Here is a 16,221-nt window from a genome sequence, read left to right as displayed (position 1 = left end):
CAGCCCGGCGGGCGCCGCGGATCACGCGCCGGGCGCCGGTTTTGCCGCCTCCTTGCCCAGCGCGGCGATCATGTCGTCCACCCGTTTCTGCACCAGTTCCAGATGCAGGCGGGCGTCGTACTGACCCTGGCGGTAGGCCGCCGGCAGGCGAATGCGGGCCAGACGCTCGTCCAGCTCGGCCAGCCGTGTCCGCATCGCGCCCAGTTCCGCCTCGGACGGGTCGTCGCCGAGCTCGTCCTCGATCTGGCGGATTTCCGGGTAGTGCTGCCAGACCCGCCAGCGCATGAAATAGGCGTATCCCAGCGGCAGGAGCCGCAACAGCGGGATGACGATGAAGAAGAACGGCAGAAACAGCAAAAGCACCCGGTTGACCTGTGCCGCGACCCAATAGGGCAGCCAGTCGTGCCAGGTGGAGGGGCCTTCCTGAAGCAGTTGCCGGGCGTTGTTGTTCTGGGGCAGCCCGGTGCCCTCGACCGATGGAAATGTGCCGGGATCGGTGATGATGCCGCGATTGCGGTGCAGCGCGATCGCCGCCATGGTCAGCCGGTTCACCAGCGCCGGATGCAGGTCCGGGCGCACCGCCAGCCGCGCCTCGAGCGCGATCAGCTTGCGCGGACGGGGCGGCAGCACCGGGTCCAGCGACATGCCGCCGGCCGGCACCGTGACGACGCGGGCATATTCCAGCCGCCGCGAGATCGCCTCGACATGCTGCAGCGCCAGCACCCGCAGCCCCGGCTGGTGATAGGCGCGGCGCAGATAGGGCGCGTCGATCGGGGCGACGAACACGGCCATGTCGATCCGGTCGGCGGTGAGCGCGTCGATGGCGTCGTCATAGGGGATCTCGAAATGTTCGTTGTCCTCGCGGGTCAGGCCGACGGCGCGTTCGAAATCGCGAAACGCCGCCTCGGTGCCCGATCCCGGCGCGCCGGAATTGATCCGCAGGTTGCGCCAGCGCGCCGGGTTGCGGGCAATGCCCGAGCCGTCGCGGACCAGAAAGATCATCGGTTCGTAGAACACCGCCCCGATCGCCTCGACATCCGCGGGATCGGCCGCGATGCCGCCCTGGAGAAAGCCGGCCTCGACCCGGCCGTCCTCCAGAAGGCGCGCGTTTTCGACCGATCCGGCGGTTTCGACGATCTCCATCCGGATGCCGTCGCGGGCCAGCAGATCGGCATAGTTGCGGGCGATCTCGACATAGGCGCCGCCGGCGGGCCCCGCGGCAAAGCGGAAGCTGCCCGGCGGGTAGAGCCGCGTCAGGATCACCGCCAGCGCGGCCAGCACGATGCAGACGGAGATGACGAACCACGTTCTCATTGTCCCTCCGGGGGGGGGCGGAAAACACTTGTATTGCAGAACGCTACGGCGGCGCGGCGCGCAAGACAAGCATCCTAGCGGTTGCGTTTCGGCAGCGGTGCGTTGGCGGTCCAGTCCCAGGTGCCCTCATCGCGCTCGGCGACCGCCTGTTTCCAGCCGACCTGCTCGGCGCGGGTCTTGAAGTTGATCCCTTCCGGCGAGTGCCGGGTGATGCCGTCGAAGATCGTCGCCAGCCGCTGGGTCTGCATCACGCCGGTCTGTTCGATGGCCTGGTTGATCACCAGTTTCTGCATGGCCAGCTGGTTGATCGGAACCGAGGCCATGCGGGCGGCCATCTCTTCCACCGCATCGTCCAGCGACTCGGCGGGCACCGCCCTGAGCACCAGACCCATCTCGGCCGCCTCGCGCCCGCTGATCCTGTCGCCGGTGAACAGCATCCGCTTGGCCCGTTCCGCGCCCAGGCGATAGACCCACATGGCGGTGGTCGGGCAGCCCCAGACGCGGGCAGGCATGTAGCCGATCTGCGCGTCCTCGGCCATGATCGTCAGATCGGCGCAGAGCGCGATGTCCGACCCGCCCGCGACGGCGAATCCGTGCACCTTGCAGATCACCGGCTTCATCGCGCGCCAGAGCGACATGAACGCCTGGGTGTTCTCCCACATGAAGCGGTAGTCCCTGATCGGATCCCAGGGCATCGGCTGGGTCACCTCGCCCGATCCGTTGCCCTCGGCATAATAGGTCAGGTCGTAGCCGGCGCAGAACGCCCGGCCCCGGCCCGACAGGATCATGACATGCACCTGCGGGTCGGCATCGGCCCGCGCCACCGCCGCCGCCAGCGCGCCCGGCACCTCGTCGTTGATGGCGTTCATCACCTCGGGCCGGTTGAGCGTGATCCGCGCGATGCGTCCGTCCCGTTCGTATTCGACAACTGACATGGCGACCTCCCCTGTTGCGCGGCCAGCAAAGCACGCCGGAGACCGATCCGCCTAGGGAGACCGGGCCGGAACGTCACGTCGCGCGCGGCCCCCCTTGCAATCGCGGCGCGCAGCCGGAACCCTGCCGCCAAAGGGAGGAGACACCATGCTGGACGGCGTCCGCATCATCGAAATCGAAGGGCTGGGTCCCGGCCCCTTCGCGGCCATGCTGCTGGCCGATCTGGGGGCCGACGTGATCACCGTGCACCGCAAGGGCGGCGGCGTGACACCGGGGATGCCCGACCGCTCGCTTCTCGACCGCGGCAAGCGGTCGATCGCGCTCGACCTCAAGGACGCGGAGGATCTGGACACCGCCAGGCGGCTGATCGCCACCGCCGACGGGCTGATCGAAGGGTTCCGCCCCGGGGTGATGGAAAAGCTGGGGCTCGGCCCCGAGACCTGCCACGCGCTGAACCCGGCGCTGGTCTACGGGCGCATGACCGGGTGGGGCCAGTCCGGCCCGCTGGCCCATGCGGCCGGGCACGACCTGAACTACATCGCGCTGTCGGGCGCGCTCTGGTACGGCTCGGCCCCCGGCGATGCGCCGCTGACGCCGCCCACGCTGGTGGGCGACATCGGCGGCGGCGCGCTCTATCTGGTGGTCGGGCTGCTGGCCGGCATCCTGAACGCCCGCGCCACCGGGCAGGGCACGGTGGTCGATGCCGCGATCTATGACGGCTCGGCGCATATGATGAACCTGCTGATGAGCCTCGGCCAGTCCGGCAGCCTGTCCGCCACGCGCGGCCGGAGCCTGCTCGACGGCCCGCACTGGTGCCGCAGCTATGCCTGCGCCGACGGGGGCCATGTCTCGGTGCAATGCCTCGAACCGAAATTCTACGCGCTGTTTCTCGACCGCATGGGGCTGGCCGACGACCCGGAGTTCCAGCGGCAATACGATCCCGAAGCCTGGCCCGGCCTCACCCGCCGCCTGGCCGGGATGTTCCGGCAGCACCCGCGCGATCACTGGGCGGCGCTGTTTCTGGGCACCGATGCCTGCGTCGCGCCGGTCCTGAGCCCGCCGGAGGCCGCCGCGCACGAGATGAACGCCGCCCGCCGGACCTGGCGCGAGATCGACGGCGCGCTGCAGGCCGCCCCCGCGCCGCGCTTTTCCACCCGCGACTGGACCCCGAAACCGGCCCCGGCCCGCGGCGCGCATGACGGCGAGATCCGCGCCGAACTCGACGGATCGCAGGGCCGCTGACCCGCTGCTTCTTTCTGGTCGAAAATACCCCGGGGAGCGCGAGGGGCTGGCCCCTCGCCCGCGCCCTCAGCCGCCGCGCACCGTGTCGATCATCAGCTGCACGTTGTCGGGATCGGCATCCGGGGTGATCCCGTGGCCCAGGTTGAAGATATGCGGCCCCCTGGAAAACGCCTCGACGATGCGCCGGGTCTCGTCCACCAGCGCCTGGCCGCCCGTCACCATATGCGCGGCCGCCAGGTTGCCCTGCACGCAGCCATCGACCTGCACCTGCGCGGCGGCCCATTCCGGCGTCACCGAATTGTCCAGCGCCACGCAATCGACGCCGGTTGCGCGGGCAAAGCCGACATAGCCTTCGCCCGCCTCGCGGGGAAAGCCGATGACCGGGATGCCCGGATGCCGCGCCTTGAGCGCCCGGGTGATGACCCGGCAGGGCTCGACCGCGTATCTGGCGAAGGCGTCGCCCTTGAGCGATCCGGCCCAGCTGTCGAAGATCTTGACCACTTCGGCCCCGGCTTCGATCTGGGCCGAGAGATATTCGATGGTTGCCGCCGTGATCCGGTCGATCAGCGCATCGAACAGCGCCGGATCGCCTTCGCGCAGGGCATGGGCCGGGGCCTGATCCGGGGTGCCGCGCCCGGCGATCATGTAGGTGGCCACGGTCCAGGGCGCGCCGGCGAACCCGATCAGCGCCGTTTCGGCCGGCAGCTCGCGCGACAGGATGCGCACGGTCTCGTAGACCGGGGCCAGCGTCTTGTGGATCGCCTCGACCGGTTTCAGCGCGTCGAACTCCGCCTGGCCGCGAATCCGCGAAAGCCGCGGGCCTTCGCCGGTCTCGAACCACAGCTCCGCGCCCAGCGCCTGCGGCACCAGCAGGATGTCGGCGAACAGGATGGCGGCGTCGAATCCATAGCGCCGGATCGGCTGCAGCGTGACCTCGGCGGCCAGGTCCGGGGTGTAGCACAGCCGCAGGAAATCGCCGGCCTGCTCGCGGGTGGCGCGGTATTCCGGCAGGTAGCGGCCGGCCTGGCGCATCATCCAGATCGGCGGCACGTCCTGCACCTCGCCCGCCAGCGTCCGCAGCAGTTTCTTCGTCTCGGCCATGCGCGCCCCCACTCTTCCGATTTCCGCCACGGGTCCGTCTTCGGCGGCAATTTGTCAAGCTCTGCCCCCATTGTCAGGGCAAAGTGACGCGACTAAAGCTGGGGTCATGACTGCATCCCTGCCCTCCCCCGCATCGCCGCTCAGGATCGGCACCCGCGGCTCGCCGCTGGCGCTGGCCCAGGCCCATGAGACCCGCCGCCGTCTGGGCGCGGCCTTCGACCTGCCGGAGGAAGCCTTCGAGATCGTGGTGATCAAGACCACGGGCGACGATCGCGCCCTGATCGATGCCGACCGGCCGCTCAAGGAGATCGGCAACAAGGGCCTGTTCACCAAGGAAATCGAAGAGGCGATGCTGCGGGGCGAGATCGACATCGCGGTGCATTCCACCAAGGACATGCCGGTGGAACAGCCGGCGGGGCTGGTCCTGGACACGTTCCTCCCGCGCGAGGATGTGCGCGATGCGTTCATTTCGCCCGCGCTGGCCGCGATCCACGACCTGCCGCAGGGCGCGGTGGTGGGCACCTCGTCGCTCAGGCGGCGGGCGCAACTGCTGAACCGGCGGCCCGATCTGAAGGTGGTGGAGTTCCGCGGCAACGTGCAGACCCGGCTCAGGAAGCTGGCCGAGGGGGTGGCGGACTGCACCTTTCTGGCCATGGCGGGGCTGCGGCGGCTGGAGATGACCGGGGTGCCGGCCAACCCGATCTCGCCCGACGACATGCTGCCCGCGATCGCGCAGGGGACCATCGGGATCGAGCGGCGCGCCGACGATCGCCGCGCCGCCGGGTTGCTGGAGGCGATTCACGATGCCGGCACCGGACGGCGGCTGGCGGCGGAGCGGGCGCTGCTGGCGGCGCTGGACGGATCCTGCGAAACGCCGATCGCCGGGCTGGCCGAGCTGGAGGGCGGCAGCCTGCGGCTGCGCGGCGAGGTGCTGCGCCCGGACGGGTCCGAATCGGTTGCCGACGACATGCGCGGCGCGGCCGAGGACGGCGCCGAGATGGGGCGCGCCATGGCGGCCGGGCTGCTGGCGCGGGCCGGGGACGGGTTTTTCGACTGGCGGTGAAAGTTTTTCCGGTTTTTCGTGAAAATTGTGAACTGGATCACTGACGCAACCAGAGGTTTCGGGCGATCGTCGTCTCAGCCAGAATGGCAAAGTGGGGACAAGCCCGATGAAGATCGGATCATTCAGCGGAAATCTGCTGCAATCTCTGGGTCTTGAGGGGGTTGGGCTGATCCTCGTCGGGCTGGTGGGGGCAGTCGGAGAAGACATGTCCACCCCGGAGGCCATGTTGGCGGCAGCCGCGTTCGGAGCCACGGTTTTTGTATGGGTCTGCGCGCGCTCCGGAGGGCAGGAATGCCCCCGGCAGGAGTGTCGCGCAGGCCGGGTTGAAGAGTAACCCGGACGCGGCTGCCATCCCGTCGTGACGCCGCGACGGAATTGACAGAACCCGGCCCGATCTGGGACGATTCGGGCCGAGGAGGCGTCGCAATGACACCCGGTAAGGCCTATCTGACCACCGACGAGATTCGCCCGCTCGCCCGACGTTCGGACGCGATGGGGCTGTGGCTGATCGCCCATTGCTGGGGCACCATCGCGCTGGCGCTGGTGCTGTTCGGCGTCTGGCCCAATCCGCTGACCTTCGTGCTGGCGGTGATGGTGATCGGATCGCGGCAGCTGGGCCTGGCGATTCTGATGCACGAAGCCGCCCACAACGCCCTGTTCCGGACCAAGCGGCTCAACGATTTCGTCGGAGAATGGCTGTGCGGCCGGCCGATTCTGGCCGAGCTGGACGCCTATCGGCACTATCACCTGACCCATCACCGGTTCACCCAGACCGAGAAAGACCCCGATCTGGTGCTGTCGTCGAAATTCCCGACCTCGCACGCCTCGATGAAGCGCAAGTTCACGCGGGATCTGACCGGGCGCACCGGGATCAAGCAGCTTTGGGGCCAGATCGTGATGTCGTTCCGGCTGGCCGGGGACGAGGAGGCGATTCGGGCCGCGGCCTCGGATTTCGCGCAGAGCTTCAACGCGCCGCAGCTGTGGAAGTCGCTGCCGGTCTTCGTGGCGGTGATGGTGATCATGGGGCTGGCGGGGCAATGGTGGTGGGGTCTGGCGTTCTGGCTGCTGCCCTATCTGACCTGGTTCCAGTTCGTTCTGCGCATCCGCAACATCGCCGAACACGGCGCGACCGAGGAATCGGAAAACCCGCTGCAGAACGTCCGGACCACCTTTGCCGGGCCGCTGGCGCGGCTGCTGCTGGCGCCCTATTGGGTGAATTACCATCTGGAACACCACATGATCATGCATGTGCCCTGCTACAACCTGCCCCGGCTGCACCGGGCGCTGGTCAGCAAGGGGCTGGGGCCGCAGATGCGCACCGCGCCCAGCTATGCCCATGCGCTGCGCGAGGCCGGATGGCGGTCGGCCTGAGCCTTACCCGCCGAAGCGGTCCAGAACGTTGCGGGTGATCTGCTCGACCTGCCAATCCCCGCGCGCCAGCCCCATGACCCATTCGCAGGTCGCCGCGTTGAAGACCGTTCCCCTGCCCCGCTCCCAGCACAGGATCACCCCGTTGCCGCGGGTGGAGCGGTCGAGCGTTTCGGCGGTCACGTCGCCGAATCGCATCAACGCCTTGAAGGCCGCATCCGCCCCGCCGATATAGGCCGTTTCGCCCCAGATGCCGTGGTCGGGTTCCAGGTTGGTGGCAAGTCCCATGGCCAGGATTTCGACGCCCGGATCGGTGCCGTCCGCGCCGGTGGGGAATGGCAGGCCGTCCTCCATCCGGCAATCGATGCCGTCCACCTCGTAGCCGAAGATGCGCGACCCGGCCCCGAGGATGTCGCCATAGCCAAGCTGCGTGCCCGCCAGCGCCCAGTGGCCGGGACGATAGACGGTGTAGCCGCCGCTGCCCTGCCCGACGCAGCGGCCGAGGCTGGCATAGACGCCCATCAGCCCGTTGGCGCCGAAGGTGGCCGCGCCCGGCCAGTTGACCGGCGCGACATCCCATGCGCCGGTGACGAGCGCCTGTCGGTCGGTACCCATCAGCGGGTCGCGCTCGTGAGCGGTGTATTTGTAGCAGACCTGCGTCGCGCCGCCGTCCTCGATCCGGGTCTGCCACAGGAAGTTGCCGGCGAATCGCGCGACATGGCCGCCGTTTTCGACGAAGCGATCGACGGCGTGGCGCATGCGGGCGCTCCAGTATTCGTCATGGCCCACGAAGATGGCGCAGCGGTGGCGGGACAGCAGGTCGGGATCGGCGTCGAGATCGTGCTGGGTCACGATTTCCAGTTCATAGCCCTGTGCCTCGGCCCAGCGGGCGAAATGGCGTTCATAGCTGGCCCATCCGGCCGAGGCGTATTTCTTGGAATAGCCATAGGCATAGGCCCATTCCATGTAGGGATAGCGCACCATTCCGCCGGGAACATGCGGGCGTTCGGGAACCGCGCGCGGCGCGCCCCGGGGCAGTTTGCAGAAGCCGCGCGTCCAGGGTCGCCGGGTCGAGACCACGGGGGCGAAGGCGTTGCCCTCGGGGCCGGTGATGCCCTCGTAGTGGTTGGAGCCGCCCCAGCAGTTGTAGGCCAGCCAGGTGCCGGTGGCGCAGACCAGAACGCAGGGCGCGGGCGGATGGTCGGGCGCGCGGCGCAGCAGGAACAGGTGGTGTTCCTCGACCAGATCCTCGCCGCGGCGGGCGCGCAGGGTGATGAGATAGCCGCCCGCTGTCCAGTCCGCCGGGATGTTGAGTTCGAAGCCGGCGGGCCAGTCGCAGCCGCGCACCGAACAGTCGGCGGGCGTGTCGTGATGCACGCCTTGCAGGCCGGATTGCGTGAACACGGGGTCATAGCGGGCGCCGTCGCGGCCGATTTCGATCGCCCAAGTCTCCGCGGTGGTCGAAACGTGCAGCGACAGGCGCTCGCCGGGGCGATAGGTGTAGCGGTCGGTGTAGCCCCAGATCTCGAGCACCGAATCGTCGCGGGCCGGGCCGATGTAGTAGTTGTCGAGGATGTGCCGGGCCTTGGCGCGGGTGCGTGGCGTGATGGCCGGGCCGGCGCTTTCGCTGATCCGCATGGGGGGCTCCGTCTTGCCGCATCGCCGGTCACGGTAAACGTCCTGCCGGCAGGATCAATGGGCGGCAACCGGCGCCCGCCGGTCAGTCGTAGCGCACCGGGCCGCGATAGGGCGTGCGCGCCACGATACCGTGCACCATCGTCGCAAGCGTGGTCAGGTCGGCCACCGGCAGGCCGAGCGCCCGCTGCAGATGGTAGGCATAAGGCGGCAGATCGGTGCATTCCAGGACGACCGAGGTCACGTCCGGGGCTTCGGCCAGCAGGTTCCGCCCGACCGTGACCAGTTCGCCGGCCAGCCGGGCCGCGTCGATGTCGGGGCGTTTGTCGTTAAGGATCACATCCGAGAATTCGGGCTGGTCCTCCATGCCGGCGATGGCGACCGGGGTCGCCCCGGCGCCCACGGCCTCCAGATGCGCCGGGGTGAGCGCCGATTCGCGCGCGGTGATGACCCCGACCCGGCCGCGCAGGCCGGACATCTGGTGCATGAGCGGGATCTGGATCAGGCTTGAGGCAAAGACCGGGACGCGGACCTGCGCCGCAAGCTCGCGCTGGAACAGGGCCATGAAACCGCAGCTGCCGGTGATCGCGGCGCAGCCCTGAGCCTCGAGCTCCTTGGCCGCCGCCAGGAAGGGTTCGAAGAAGGCGAGGCTGGGGCGTTCCAGCAACTCGCGGATCGTGGCGCCGCGCACGACCCGCTTGACGGTCGGGAAAGGCAGGCTTTCGGAACAGCGGATATGGCCGGGCGGCTTGGCGAAATGGGTGTCGAGGCAGAGGATGCCGACGGGGGCGGTCGTGTCAGCCATGCCGAATATCCGTCGTTGGAATCAGTCCGTTGGAAAACCGGCCGGTGGCATAGGCCGAAAGGTCCATGTTGGGTTCGCGCCCGGTCAGCATGTCGGCCAGCAGCTCGCCGGTCTTGGGCGCCATCATCAGGCCGTAGTGGGAGTGACCGAACCCGGCAAAGAGCCCCGGCTGGCCATCGAACGGGCCGATCATCGGCAGGCTGTCCGGAAGCGATGGCCGCCGCCCCATCCAGAAGCTCGGCCCGTCTCCGCAGAGGCCGGGAAACGCGGCTTTCGCCTGCGCCAGCATCCGGCGCCGCTTGCGCGGGTCGGGCGGCGCATCGACGCGCCCGAATTCGGCCTGACCGGCGACGCGCAGGCCGCCCTCCATGGTGGAGGCCACGAATTTGGCGTCGGTGTCCATGACGGAATGGTGCAGTTCGATCCCCGGATCGGGGAATTCCAGGTGATAGCCGCGCTCGGCCACCAGCGGCACCGGCAGGCCCAGCGGGCGCAGGATCTCGGGCGACCAGGCGCCCAGGGTCACGACCACCCGGCTGGCATCGTAGGTATCGGCGTCGCAGGCGATGCGCCAGCCGAGATCGGCGCGGATCAGCCCCCGGATCTGCGCCCGCACGATCTCGACCCCCATGCCGCGCGCCTTTTCCGCCAGCACCGCGCCGATCCGTCCCGGCGACAGGGCGCGGGCCTGATCGTGGATGACGACGGCGGCCCGGAACTCGGGCGACAGGGCGGGTTCGAGCCGGTGCAGCGTGTCGGCGCCGACCAGCTCCAGCCGTGCGCCCTTGTCCCGGCGGATGCTGTAGTCGATCGCGTCGAGCGACGCGCGGGAGGCGTCGCGGAAGGCGTGGATGTAGAGGCTGTCGCGGACCAGATGCTCGGCCCCGGTGCCCCGAAGGTGGCGGCGGAAGAGGTCGATGGACGGGCCGCAGAGCCGTTCCATCGCGTCGGACACCTGGCGGACCCGCGCTTCGGTCCCGTTGGACAGGAACGCCATCCCCCAGGGCACCATCCGGGGCCAGAACCCGGCCCGCACGGCCAGCGGACGGTGCCGGCCCAGCAGGAGGCCCGGCAGCTGCTTCCAGAGGCCCGGCAGGGCCTGCGGAACGATGGACCAGGGCGAGATCACGCCTGCGTTGCCGAAAGAGGTCTCCTGCCCCGGATCGCCCCGGTCGATCAGGCGGACGGGCACGCCGCGCTCGGCCAGAGAGAGGGCGGTGCAGATGCCGACCACACCCGCCCCGAGGATCGTCACGTCGTTTTGCATGTCGCTCAGGCCTCGGAGGTCCGGGACCGCCGGGCGATCACCTGGCTCAGGATCGGGGGGATGAGGATGATCAGCGACACCAGGTCCGCCTGCAGGGACGGCGCGATGAAGACCAGCCCGGCAATGGCGCAGAGCAGGCGGTTGATCACGCCCATCGGCGCCAGCCAGTAACCCACCACCGCGACCGAAAGCGCCACGACCCCGGCGATGCAGCTGGTGGCGGTATAGGAGAATTCGACGATGTCGAATCCGGTCGAGGACACGAACAGCAGCACCGGCGCATAGACGAAGGCCATCGGCGCCACCACCTTGCCCAGCCCCAGCGAAAAGGCCGAGAGGCCGGTGCGGAACGGGTTGGAATTGGCGATTGCGGCGGCGGCATAGGCCGAGGTGCAGACCGGCGGCGTGATCTCGGCCACGACGCCGTAATAGAGCACGAACATGTGGCTGGCGATGGGCGGAATGCCGAGCTGCGCCAGCGCCGGCTGCGCGACCGAGACCAGCATGATGTAGAGCGCGGTGGTCGGCACGCCCGCGCCCATCAGGATGCAGGCGATGGCGATGAAGACCAGGCTGATGAAGAGCGTCAGGTCTTCGACCGAGAACAGCTGGAACGAGCCGAAGGTCAGAAGGCTGTTGATGTCGCTGCCCAGGAAGGCGGCGGCCTGCGTCACCATGAACCCGATGCGGAACCCGACGCCGGTGGTGTTGATCACGCCGATGACGATGCCGACGGCCGCCGCCGCCGCGCCCACGGCCAGCGCGTATTTCACCCCGGTTTCCAGCGTGTCGGCCATCTCCGAAACCGTGGTGCGGCGTTGCGGGTTGAAGGTGGCGATGACTGCGCCCGCAATCAGGATCAGCGACATCGGCAGGTCAAATCCCTGGCCCGCGTATTTCCAGAGGACGAAGGCGATGAAGGCCGCCGGATAGGCCAGCGTCAGCGGCTGGCGATACCGGCTCATCCCGGCGATCAGCGCCAGAGAAATGCCGCAGAAAGCGGACATATAGGGCGTGTAGCCGGAAAACAGCACCAGCAGCAGGCCAATCAGCGGCACGATGTTGGCCCAGCCGTCGCGCCAGACCTCGCCCAGCTTGGGCAGCATGTCCTTGGACAGGCCCTGCAGGTTCAGGCGGCGCGCCATCAGGTGCACCACGGCGAAGACGCCGGTGTAGTGCAGAAGCGCCGGGAAGATCGCCGCGATGACGATGGTGGTGTAGGGCACTTCGAGGAACTCGGCCATGATGAAGGCCGCCGCACCCATGATCGGCGGGGTGATCTGGCCGCCGGCCGAGGCCGCGGCCTCGACCCCGCCGGCGAAATGGCCGGGATAGCCGAGGCGTTTCATGTTGGGGATGGTGAGCGCCCCGGTCGAGACGGTGTTGGCGACCGACGAGCCGGAGATGGTGCCGAAAAAGGCCGACGAGACGACCGAGACCTTGGCCGGGCCGCCGGTATACCGGCCCGCGAGGATGGTCGCGTTGTCGATGAAGAGCTGCCCCAGCCCCGTGCGCTGCGCGATCACGCCGAACAGGACGAAGTGGAAGACGATGGTCGAGACCACCCAGAGGGTGACGCCGAAGATGCCTTCCTGCGGGAAGTACATCGACGAGACGAAGGTTTTGAACTTGACGCCCGGATGCTGGAGGATGCCGGGAAAGATCGGGCCGAACAGGGCATAGGCCATGAAGACGCAGATGATCAGCGGCAGGATCCAGCCCAGCGTGCGGCGGGCGATGTCGAGCACCAGCACGATCAGGATGCAGCCGAAGATCATGTCATAGGTGTTCGGATTGCCCATGCGAAAGGTCATCTCTTCGATGCCCAGGAACGGAATGCCGTGCCAGGCCAGCCCGAGATAGAGCGCCGAGGCGACCCCGAGCACCATCAGGATCACGTCCAGATAGGGCACGCCGCCCAGGTGGAAGGCGCCGGTCCTGAGGTCGAACGAGGTTTCGGTCTTGAGATGCGGGAACAGCGAATAGATCAGGATGAACAGGCCCGACAGGTGCCAGCCCATGTGCCAGTAGTCGGGCGGCAGGCCGAACCCGGCGGTCAGGTAGTGATAGGCGGCGAAGACGAGCGCGACATAGCGCAGAAACTTGGCGAACCGGCCGGAAACCTGGCGCGTGGCCGCGCCCTCGTCGAATTTTTCCTCGATCGCGGACAGCTCGTCCGCGGAGAGTTCCGGAGACTCGTGATTTGGCGCGTTGCTCATGGCCCGCCCTCTCGCGTCAGATGTGGGATGGGTCGGTGGTCGGGCGGCGCGACGGTGCCGCCCGCCGCCCGGTGCCGGAGATAACAGGGGAGAGAGGTGTTATTCCAGGACTCCGGCTTCCTTGTAGAACTTCTCGGCGCCCGGATGCAGCGGGACGCCCAGATTGGCGATGCCGTCCAGCGCGGTTTCCAGCGTGATCTGCTTGCCCTTGGCGTGGCCGTTGTCCAGCAGCTTGCGGGTGTTGTCGTTCCACATCGCCTTGGTGATGCCATAGACCAGCTCTTCGGACAGGTCCGAGGACACCACGAGCAGCGCCGACACGGCGGGTGTCTTCACCTCGTAGTCGATGCCCTCGTAGACGCCGGCCGGAATGCTCGACGGGATGTAGGCCGGGATGATCTCGTTGATCTTGGCCAGGTCTTCCTCGGTGAAGCTGTGCAGCTCCATGCCCTTGGTCGAGGCAAGCTGGACCATCGCCGAGACCGGCCAGCCGGCGGCGTAGAAATAGGCGTCGAGCTGACCGTCGGCCAGACGTTCGGCGGACTGGCTGTTGTTGAGCTCGGCCTCGTCCATGTTGTCGCGGGTCACGCCCCAGGCTTCGAGCATCTGCAGCACGGCGACCTGAGTGCCCGATCCGGCCTGCGCGATGCCGACGCGCTTGTCGGCCAGGTCGCCCAGATTGCCGATCGACTGGCCCTTGGGCAGCACCAGATGCAGGTCTTCGGGATAGAGGTTGGCGACGACCCGCAGCTTTTCATGCGGCTTGCCGTCGAACTTGCCTTCGCCCAGGTACATCGAGCGGGTCACGTCGGCGGCGGCCAGTCCGGCCTCGAGCTCGCCGTTCTGCACGGCGGTGTTGTTGAACACCGAGGCCGTGGTGGATTGCGCGATGGCGATCAGGCCGGGCACGCCGCACTGGCCGCCTTCTTCGCAGGGGCGCGAACCCGGCGGGGCCGAGATGCCGTTGGCGATGGTTCCGCCGATGGGGAAATAGGTGCCGCCGGCGCTGCCGGTGCCGATGCGGAAGAAGGTCGGATCCTGGGCATGGGCCGTCCCGGCCGCCAGCGTGGCCGCCAGCACGGCGCCGCCGAGATTTCTGAACAAGGTCATTTGGGTCTCCCTTTTGGTTTGGTCCGGACGTGCGTCGCGGTTGTTATCCCTGCACGATGATCGAAGTTTTCGATAAATACAAATTTGATTACTTTAGATTGATCAAAGTTTGACTTATGGTTTGCCCATGAATCTCTCGCAAATCGCCGCTTTTCGGGCGGTCATGAACTCTTCTTCCCTGTCGGAGGCCGCGCAGAAGCTGGGGCGGACCCAGCCGGCGGTGAGCCTGGCGATTCGGTCGCTGGAGGATTCGCTGGGGCTGAAGCTGTTCGAACGCCGCGGGCGGCAGCTGGTTCCGGTGCCCGAGGCGCATTACCTGCTGGCCGAGGCCAGCGACATCCTGGACCGGCTGTCCGCCGTTGCCGGGACGATGAAGGGGCTGGTCAAGGGGCGGAGCGGGTCGCTGAACATCGCGTCGATGCCGGGGCCGTCCTCGTTCCTGCTGCCGCGCTTCATCAGCCGGGAGATCGGCGATGCCGAGGACATTCGCGTGTCGCTGTCGTCGCGCACCTCGATGCAGATCCGCGAACTGGCGGCGACCCAGGCGTTCGATTTCGGCTTTGCCGATCTGGCGGCCAGACCGGACGAGGCCACGACCTATCGGCAGGAACTGATCACCGCCGACTGCTTTTGCGCGCTGCCGCACACGCATCCGCTGGCGGAAAAGGAGTCGATCGCCTTCGAGGATCTCGACGGCGTTCCGCTGGGCACCCTGCAGAGCTATCACGTGATGCACCAGCGCACCGTGGACGCGCTGCGCCGGGTCGGGGCGACGCCGAACATCGTGCTGGACAGCCAGTTCTTCGCCCCGCTGATGCAGTTCATCCGCGTCGGACGCTGCCTGTCCATCGTGGACCCGCTGACGGTGGTGACAGAACTGGAGACGCGCACGGCAAAGGATCAGGTCGTGTTCCGCCCGATGCCGGGGTTGTTCCGCTATGAATACGTGATCCTGTCGCCGCTTTACCGCCCGCTTTCGCAACTGGCGCAGCGGATCAAGGACGGCTGGCGCGCCGAGGTCATGAGCCTGCTGACGGATGTCGGTGCGAATCCCGAAGGCGTGGTGCCGCCCGACGGCTGACGGCGGATCAGAAGGCGTTCTGCAGGTCGGTCTGATAGCCGAACAGCGCCGCCAGCCCGCCGGTATGGACGAACAGAACCCGGCTGCCCGTGGCGATCTCTCCGCTTTCGACCAGCGCGGGCACGGCGGCAAACGCCTTGGCGGTGTAGACCGGATCGAGCAGGATGCCCTCGGTCCGGGCCATCATCCCGATCGCCGCGGTGGCGGCAGGCCCGAGCCGGCCGTATCCGGGCGCGAGCGCGCCGTCCCAGATCCGAATGTCCGCGGGGGTCACGGCGGTAGGCGGATCGGTCAGGTCGGCGAGCCGGTTCAGAACCTCGCCGATGCGACGGGTCTGCGGGTCGCGGGGACGGCGGACGCAACTGCCGGTGACGGCGGCCGTGCTGCCTGCCTGACGCAACCCGGTGAGCAGCCCGGCATGGGTGGCTCCGCTGCCCGAGGGGACGACGACATGGTCGAAGTCCCCGGCCTGGGCAACGATCTCGTGCCCGGCGCGGACATAGCCCAGCGCGCCGAGCGGCGGGTTGTCCACCGCCAGGGGGATCACGTAGGGGCGGCGGCCCGCGGCGCGCAGCTGTTCGGCCTTTGCCCGCAGCGCGGCATCGGCGCCGGCTTCGTCTTCGCCCTCGGGATAGCGCAGGATCTCGGCCCCCAGAATGCGCAGCAGCAGGACGTTGCCGGAGGTGCGATAGGTGTCGTCCATGCCCTCCACGCGCTCTTCCAGCTGCACGACCGTGCGCATCCCCAGCGATGCGGCGGCGGCCGCGGCGGTGCGGACGAAATTCGACTGCACCGCGCCGGTGATCAGGATGGTGTCGGCCCCGGCGGCCTGCGCCGCGCCCAGATAGTATTCGAGCTGCCGGGACTTGTTGCCGCCGAACGGTGCGCCGGCCAGATCGTCGCGTTTGATCCAGAGGTCGATGCCGAGCCGGTCGGACAGCCGCGGCAGGCGGTGAAGCGGGGTGTTGGACGCCCCGAGATCGGTGCGCGGTCGTTCGTCGGGCTGGGGCATGGCGGATCGTCCCTGTCGCGGTCTACTGAGCGCGCAGCCTACAGGCGCGCGCGGGGCGCGAACAGGGCGGA

The 16,221-nt window shown here is 68.3% G+C and carries 13 protein-coding genes; 4 read left to right on the top strand and 9 right to left on the bottom strand.

Going from position 1 to position 16,221, the window contains the following annotated elements; translation table 11 throughout:
* Window positions 1-21: 21 nt before the first annotated feature.
* Both AC2FNJ_RS11510 and AC2FNJ_RS11505 read right to left on the bottom strand, forming a co-directional pair.
* A complete protein-coding gene (locus AC2FNJ_RS11510) occupies window positions 22-1,314 on the bottom strand; it encodes a TAXI family TRAP transporter solute-binding subunit (protein WP_496764378.1) in 1,293 nt (430 codons plus the stop codon).
* 74 nt (window positions 1,315-1,388) lie between these two features.
* Window positions 1,389-2,249 (bottom strand): crotonase/enoyl-CoA hydratase family protein, encoded by an 861-nt coding sequence (locus AC2FNJ_RS11505; protein ID WP_496764377.1) that lies wholly within the window; start codon window positions 2,247-2,249, stop codon window positions 1,389-1,391.
* A 145-nt stretch (window positions 2,250-2,394) separates the two neighbouring features.
* Here AC2FNJ_RS11505 and AC2FNJ_RS11500 point away from each other — a divergent pair, with 145 nt between their 5' ends.
* Window positions 2,395-3,489 (top strand): CaiB/BaiF CoA transferase family protein, encoded by a 1,095-nt coding sequence (locus AC2FNJ_RS11500; protein ID WP_496764376.1) that lies wholly within the window; start codon window positions 2,395-2,397, stop codon window positions 3,487-3,489.
* 66 nt (window positions 3,490-3,555) lie between these two features.
* Here the strand turns inward: AC2FNJ_RS11500 and hemE are convergent, their stop codons facing one another.
* The gene (gene hemE, locus AC2FNJ_RS11495; RefSeq protein ID WP_496764375.1) at window positions 3,556-4,590 is read right to left on the bottom strand and encodes a uroporphyrinogen decarboxylase; all 1,035 of its coding nucleotides are present in this window, start codon (window positions 4,588-4,590) and stop codon (window positions 3,556-3,558) included.
* A gap of 106 nt (window positions 4,591-4,696) precedes the next feature.
* On the opposite strand from hemE, the gene hemC reads away from it, so the two are divergent.
* Together hemC and AC2FNJ_RS11485 are read left to right on the top strand one after the other, a co-directional pair.
* Window positions 4,697-5,653 (top strand): hydroxymethylbilane synthase, encoded by a 957-nt coding sequence (gene hemC, locus AC2FNJ_RS11490; RefSeq protein ID WP_496764374.1) that lies wholly within the window; start codon window positions 4,697-4,699, stop codon window positions 5,651-5,653.
* A gap of 426 nt (window positions 5,654-6,079) precedes the next feature.
* Window positions 6,080-7,024 (top strand): fatty acid desaturase family protein, encoded by a 945-nt coding sequence (locus AC2FNJ_RS11485; protein ID WP_496764373.1) that lies wholly within the window; start codon window positions 6,080-6,082, stop codon window positions 7,022-7,024.
* A gap of 3 nt (window positions 7,025-7,027) precedes the next feature.
* Here the strand turns inward: AC2FNJ_RS11485 and AC2FNJ_RS11480 are convergent, their stop codons facing one another.
* From AC2FNJ_RS11480 to AC2FNJ_RS11460, 5 genes are all read right to left on the bottom strand, one after another.
* On the bottom strand, window positions 7,028-8,659 hold the full coding sequence (locus AC2FNJ_RS11480) for a N,N-dimethylformamidase beta subunit family domain-containing protein (protein ID WP_496764372.1): 1,632 nt from the start codon (window positions 8,657-8,659) through the stop codon (window positions 7,028-7,030).
* 82 nt (window positions 8,660-8,741) lie between these two features.
* The gene (locus AC2FNJ_RS11475; protein ID WP_496764371.1) at window positions 8,742-9,461 is read right to left on the bottom strand and encodes an aspartate/glutamate racemase family protein; all 720 of its coding nucleotides are present in this window, start codon (window positions 9,459-9,461) and stop codon (window positions 8,742-8,744) included.
* Window positions 9,454-10,728, bottom strand: a complete 1,275-nt coding sequence (locus tag AC2FNJ_RS11470; protein ID WP_496764370.1) for an NAD(P)/FAD-dependent oxidoreductase — start codon at window positions 10,726-10,728, stop codon at window positions 9,454-9,456. The genes AC2FNJ_RS11475 and AC2FNJ_RS11470 overlap by 8 nt, the downstream gene beginning before the upstream one ends.
* A gap of 5 nt (window positions 10,729-10,733) precedes the next feature.
* On the bottom strand, window positions 10,734-12,947 hold the full coding sequence (locus tag AC2FNJ_RS11465; protein ID WP_496764369.1) for a TRAP transporter permease: 2,214 nt from the start codon (window positions 12,945-12,947) through the stop codon (window positions 10,734-10,736).
* 99 nt (window positions 12,948-13,046) lie between these two features.
* Complete coding sequence (locus AC2FNJ_RS11460; protein WP_496764368.1) at window positions 13,047-14,057, bottom strand: TAXI family TRAP transporter solute-binding subunit; 1,011 nt, start codon at window positions 14,055-14,057, stop codon at window positions 13,047-13,049.
* A gap of 127 nt (window positions 14,058-14,184) precedes the next feature.
* On the opposite strand from AC2FNJ_RS11460, the gene AC2FNJ_RS11455 reads away from it, so the two are divergent.
* Entirely contained in the window at window positions 14,185-15,138 is a 954-nt protein-coding gene (locus AC2FNJ_RS11455) for a LysR family transcriptional regulator (protein WP_496764367.1), read from the top strand.
* Between the two features lie 7 nt (window positions 15,139-15,145).
* Here AC2FNJ_RS11455 and AC2FNJ_RS11450 read toward each other — a convergent pair whose 3' ends face one another.
* Window positions 15,146-16,150, bottom strand: coding sequence for a D-cysteine desulfhydrase family protein (locus AC2FNJ_RS11450; protein WP_496764366.1), 1,005 nt, complete (start codon window positions 16,148-16,150; stop codon window positions 15,146-15,148).
* Window positions 16,151-16,221 lie beyond the last annotated feature (71 nt).

It is taken from the genome of Ruegeria sp. BHSB196, from assembly GCF_059613135.1.
This window is presented reverse-complemented; position numbering and strand designations above follow the sequence as displayed.

Bases quoted from the DNA above. Each gene is read 5' to 3' on its own strand.
- AC2FNJ_RS11500 (WP_496764376.1), top strand. From the start codon at position 2,395: ATGCTGGACGGCGTCCGCATCATCGAAATCGAAGGGCTGGGTCCCGGC.
- AC2FNJ_RS11450 (WP_496764366.1), bottom strand. From the start codon at position 16,150: ATGCCCCAGCCCGACGAACGACCGCGCACCGATCTCGGGGCGTCCAAC.
- AC2FNJ_RS11480 (WP_496764372.1), bottom strand. From the start codon at position 8,659: ATGCGGATCAGCGAAAGCGCCGGCCCGGCCATCACGCCACGCACCCGC.
- AC2FNJ_RS11470 (WP_496764370.1), bottom strand. From the start codon at position 10,728: ATGCAAAACGACGTGACGATCCTCGGGGCGGGTGTGGTCGGCATCTGC.
- AC2FNJ_RS11475 (WP_496764371.1), bottom strand. From the start codon at position 9,461: ATGGCTGACACGACCGCCCCCGTCGGCATCCTCTGCCTCGACACCCAT.
- hemE (WP_496764375.1), bottom strand. From the start codon at position 4,590: ATGGCCGAGACGAAGAAACTGCTGCGGACGCTGGCGGGCGAGGTGCAG.
- AC2FNJ_RS11505 (WP_496764377.1), bottom strand. From the start codon at position 2,249: ATGTCAGTTGTCGAATACGAACGGGACGGACGCATCGCGCGGATCACG.
- AC2FNJ_RS11455 (WP_496764367.1), top strand. From the start codon at position 14,185: ATGAATCTCTCGCAAATCGCCGCTTTTCGGGCGGTCATGAACTCTTCT.
- hemC (WP_496764374.1), top strand. From the start codon at position 4,697: ATGACTGCATCCCTGCCCTCCCCCGCATCGCCGCTCAGGATCGGCACC.
- AC2FNJ_RS11485 (WP_496764373.1), top strand. From the start codon at position 6,080: ATGACACCCGGTAAGGCCTATCTGACCACCGACGAGATTCGCCCGCTC.
- AC2FNJ_RS11510 (WP_496764378.1), bottom strand. From the start codon at position 1,314: ATGAGAACGTGGTTCGTCATCTCCGTCTGCATCGTGCTGGCCGCGCTG.
- AC2FNJ_RS11460 (WP_496764368.1), bottom strand. From the start codon at position 14,057: ATGACCTTGTTCAGAAATCTCGGCGGCGCCGTGCTGGCGGCCACGCTG.
- AC2FNJ_RS11465 (WP_496764369.1), bottom strand. From the start codon at position 12,947: ATGAGCAACGCGCCAAATCACGAGTCTCCGGAACTCTCCGCGGACGAG.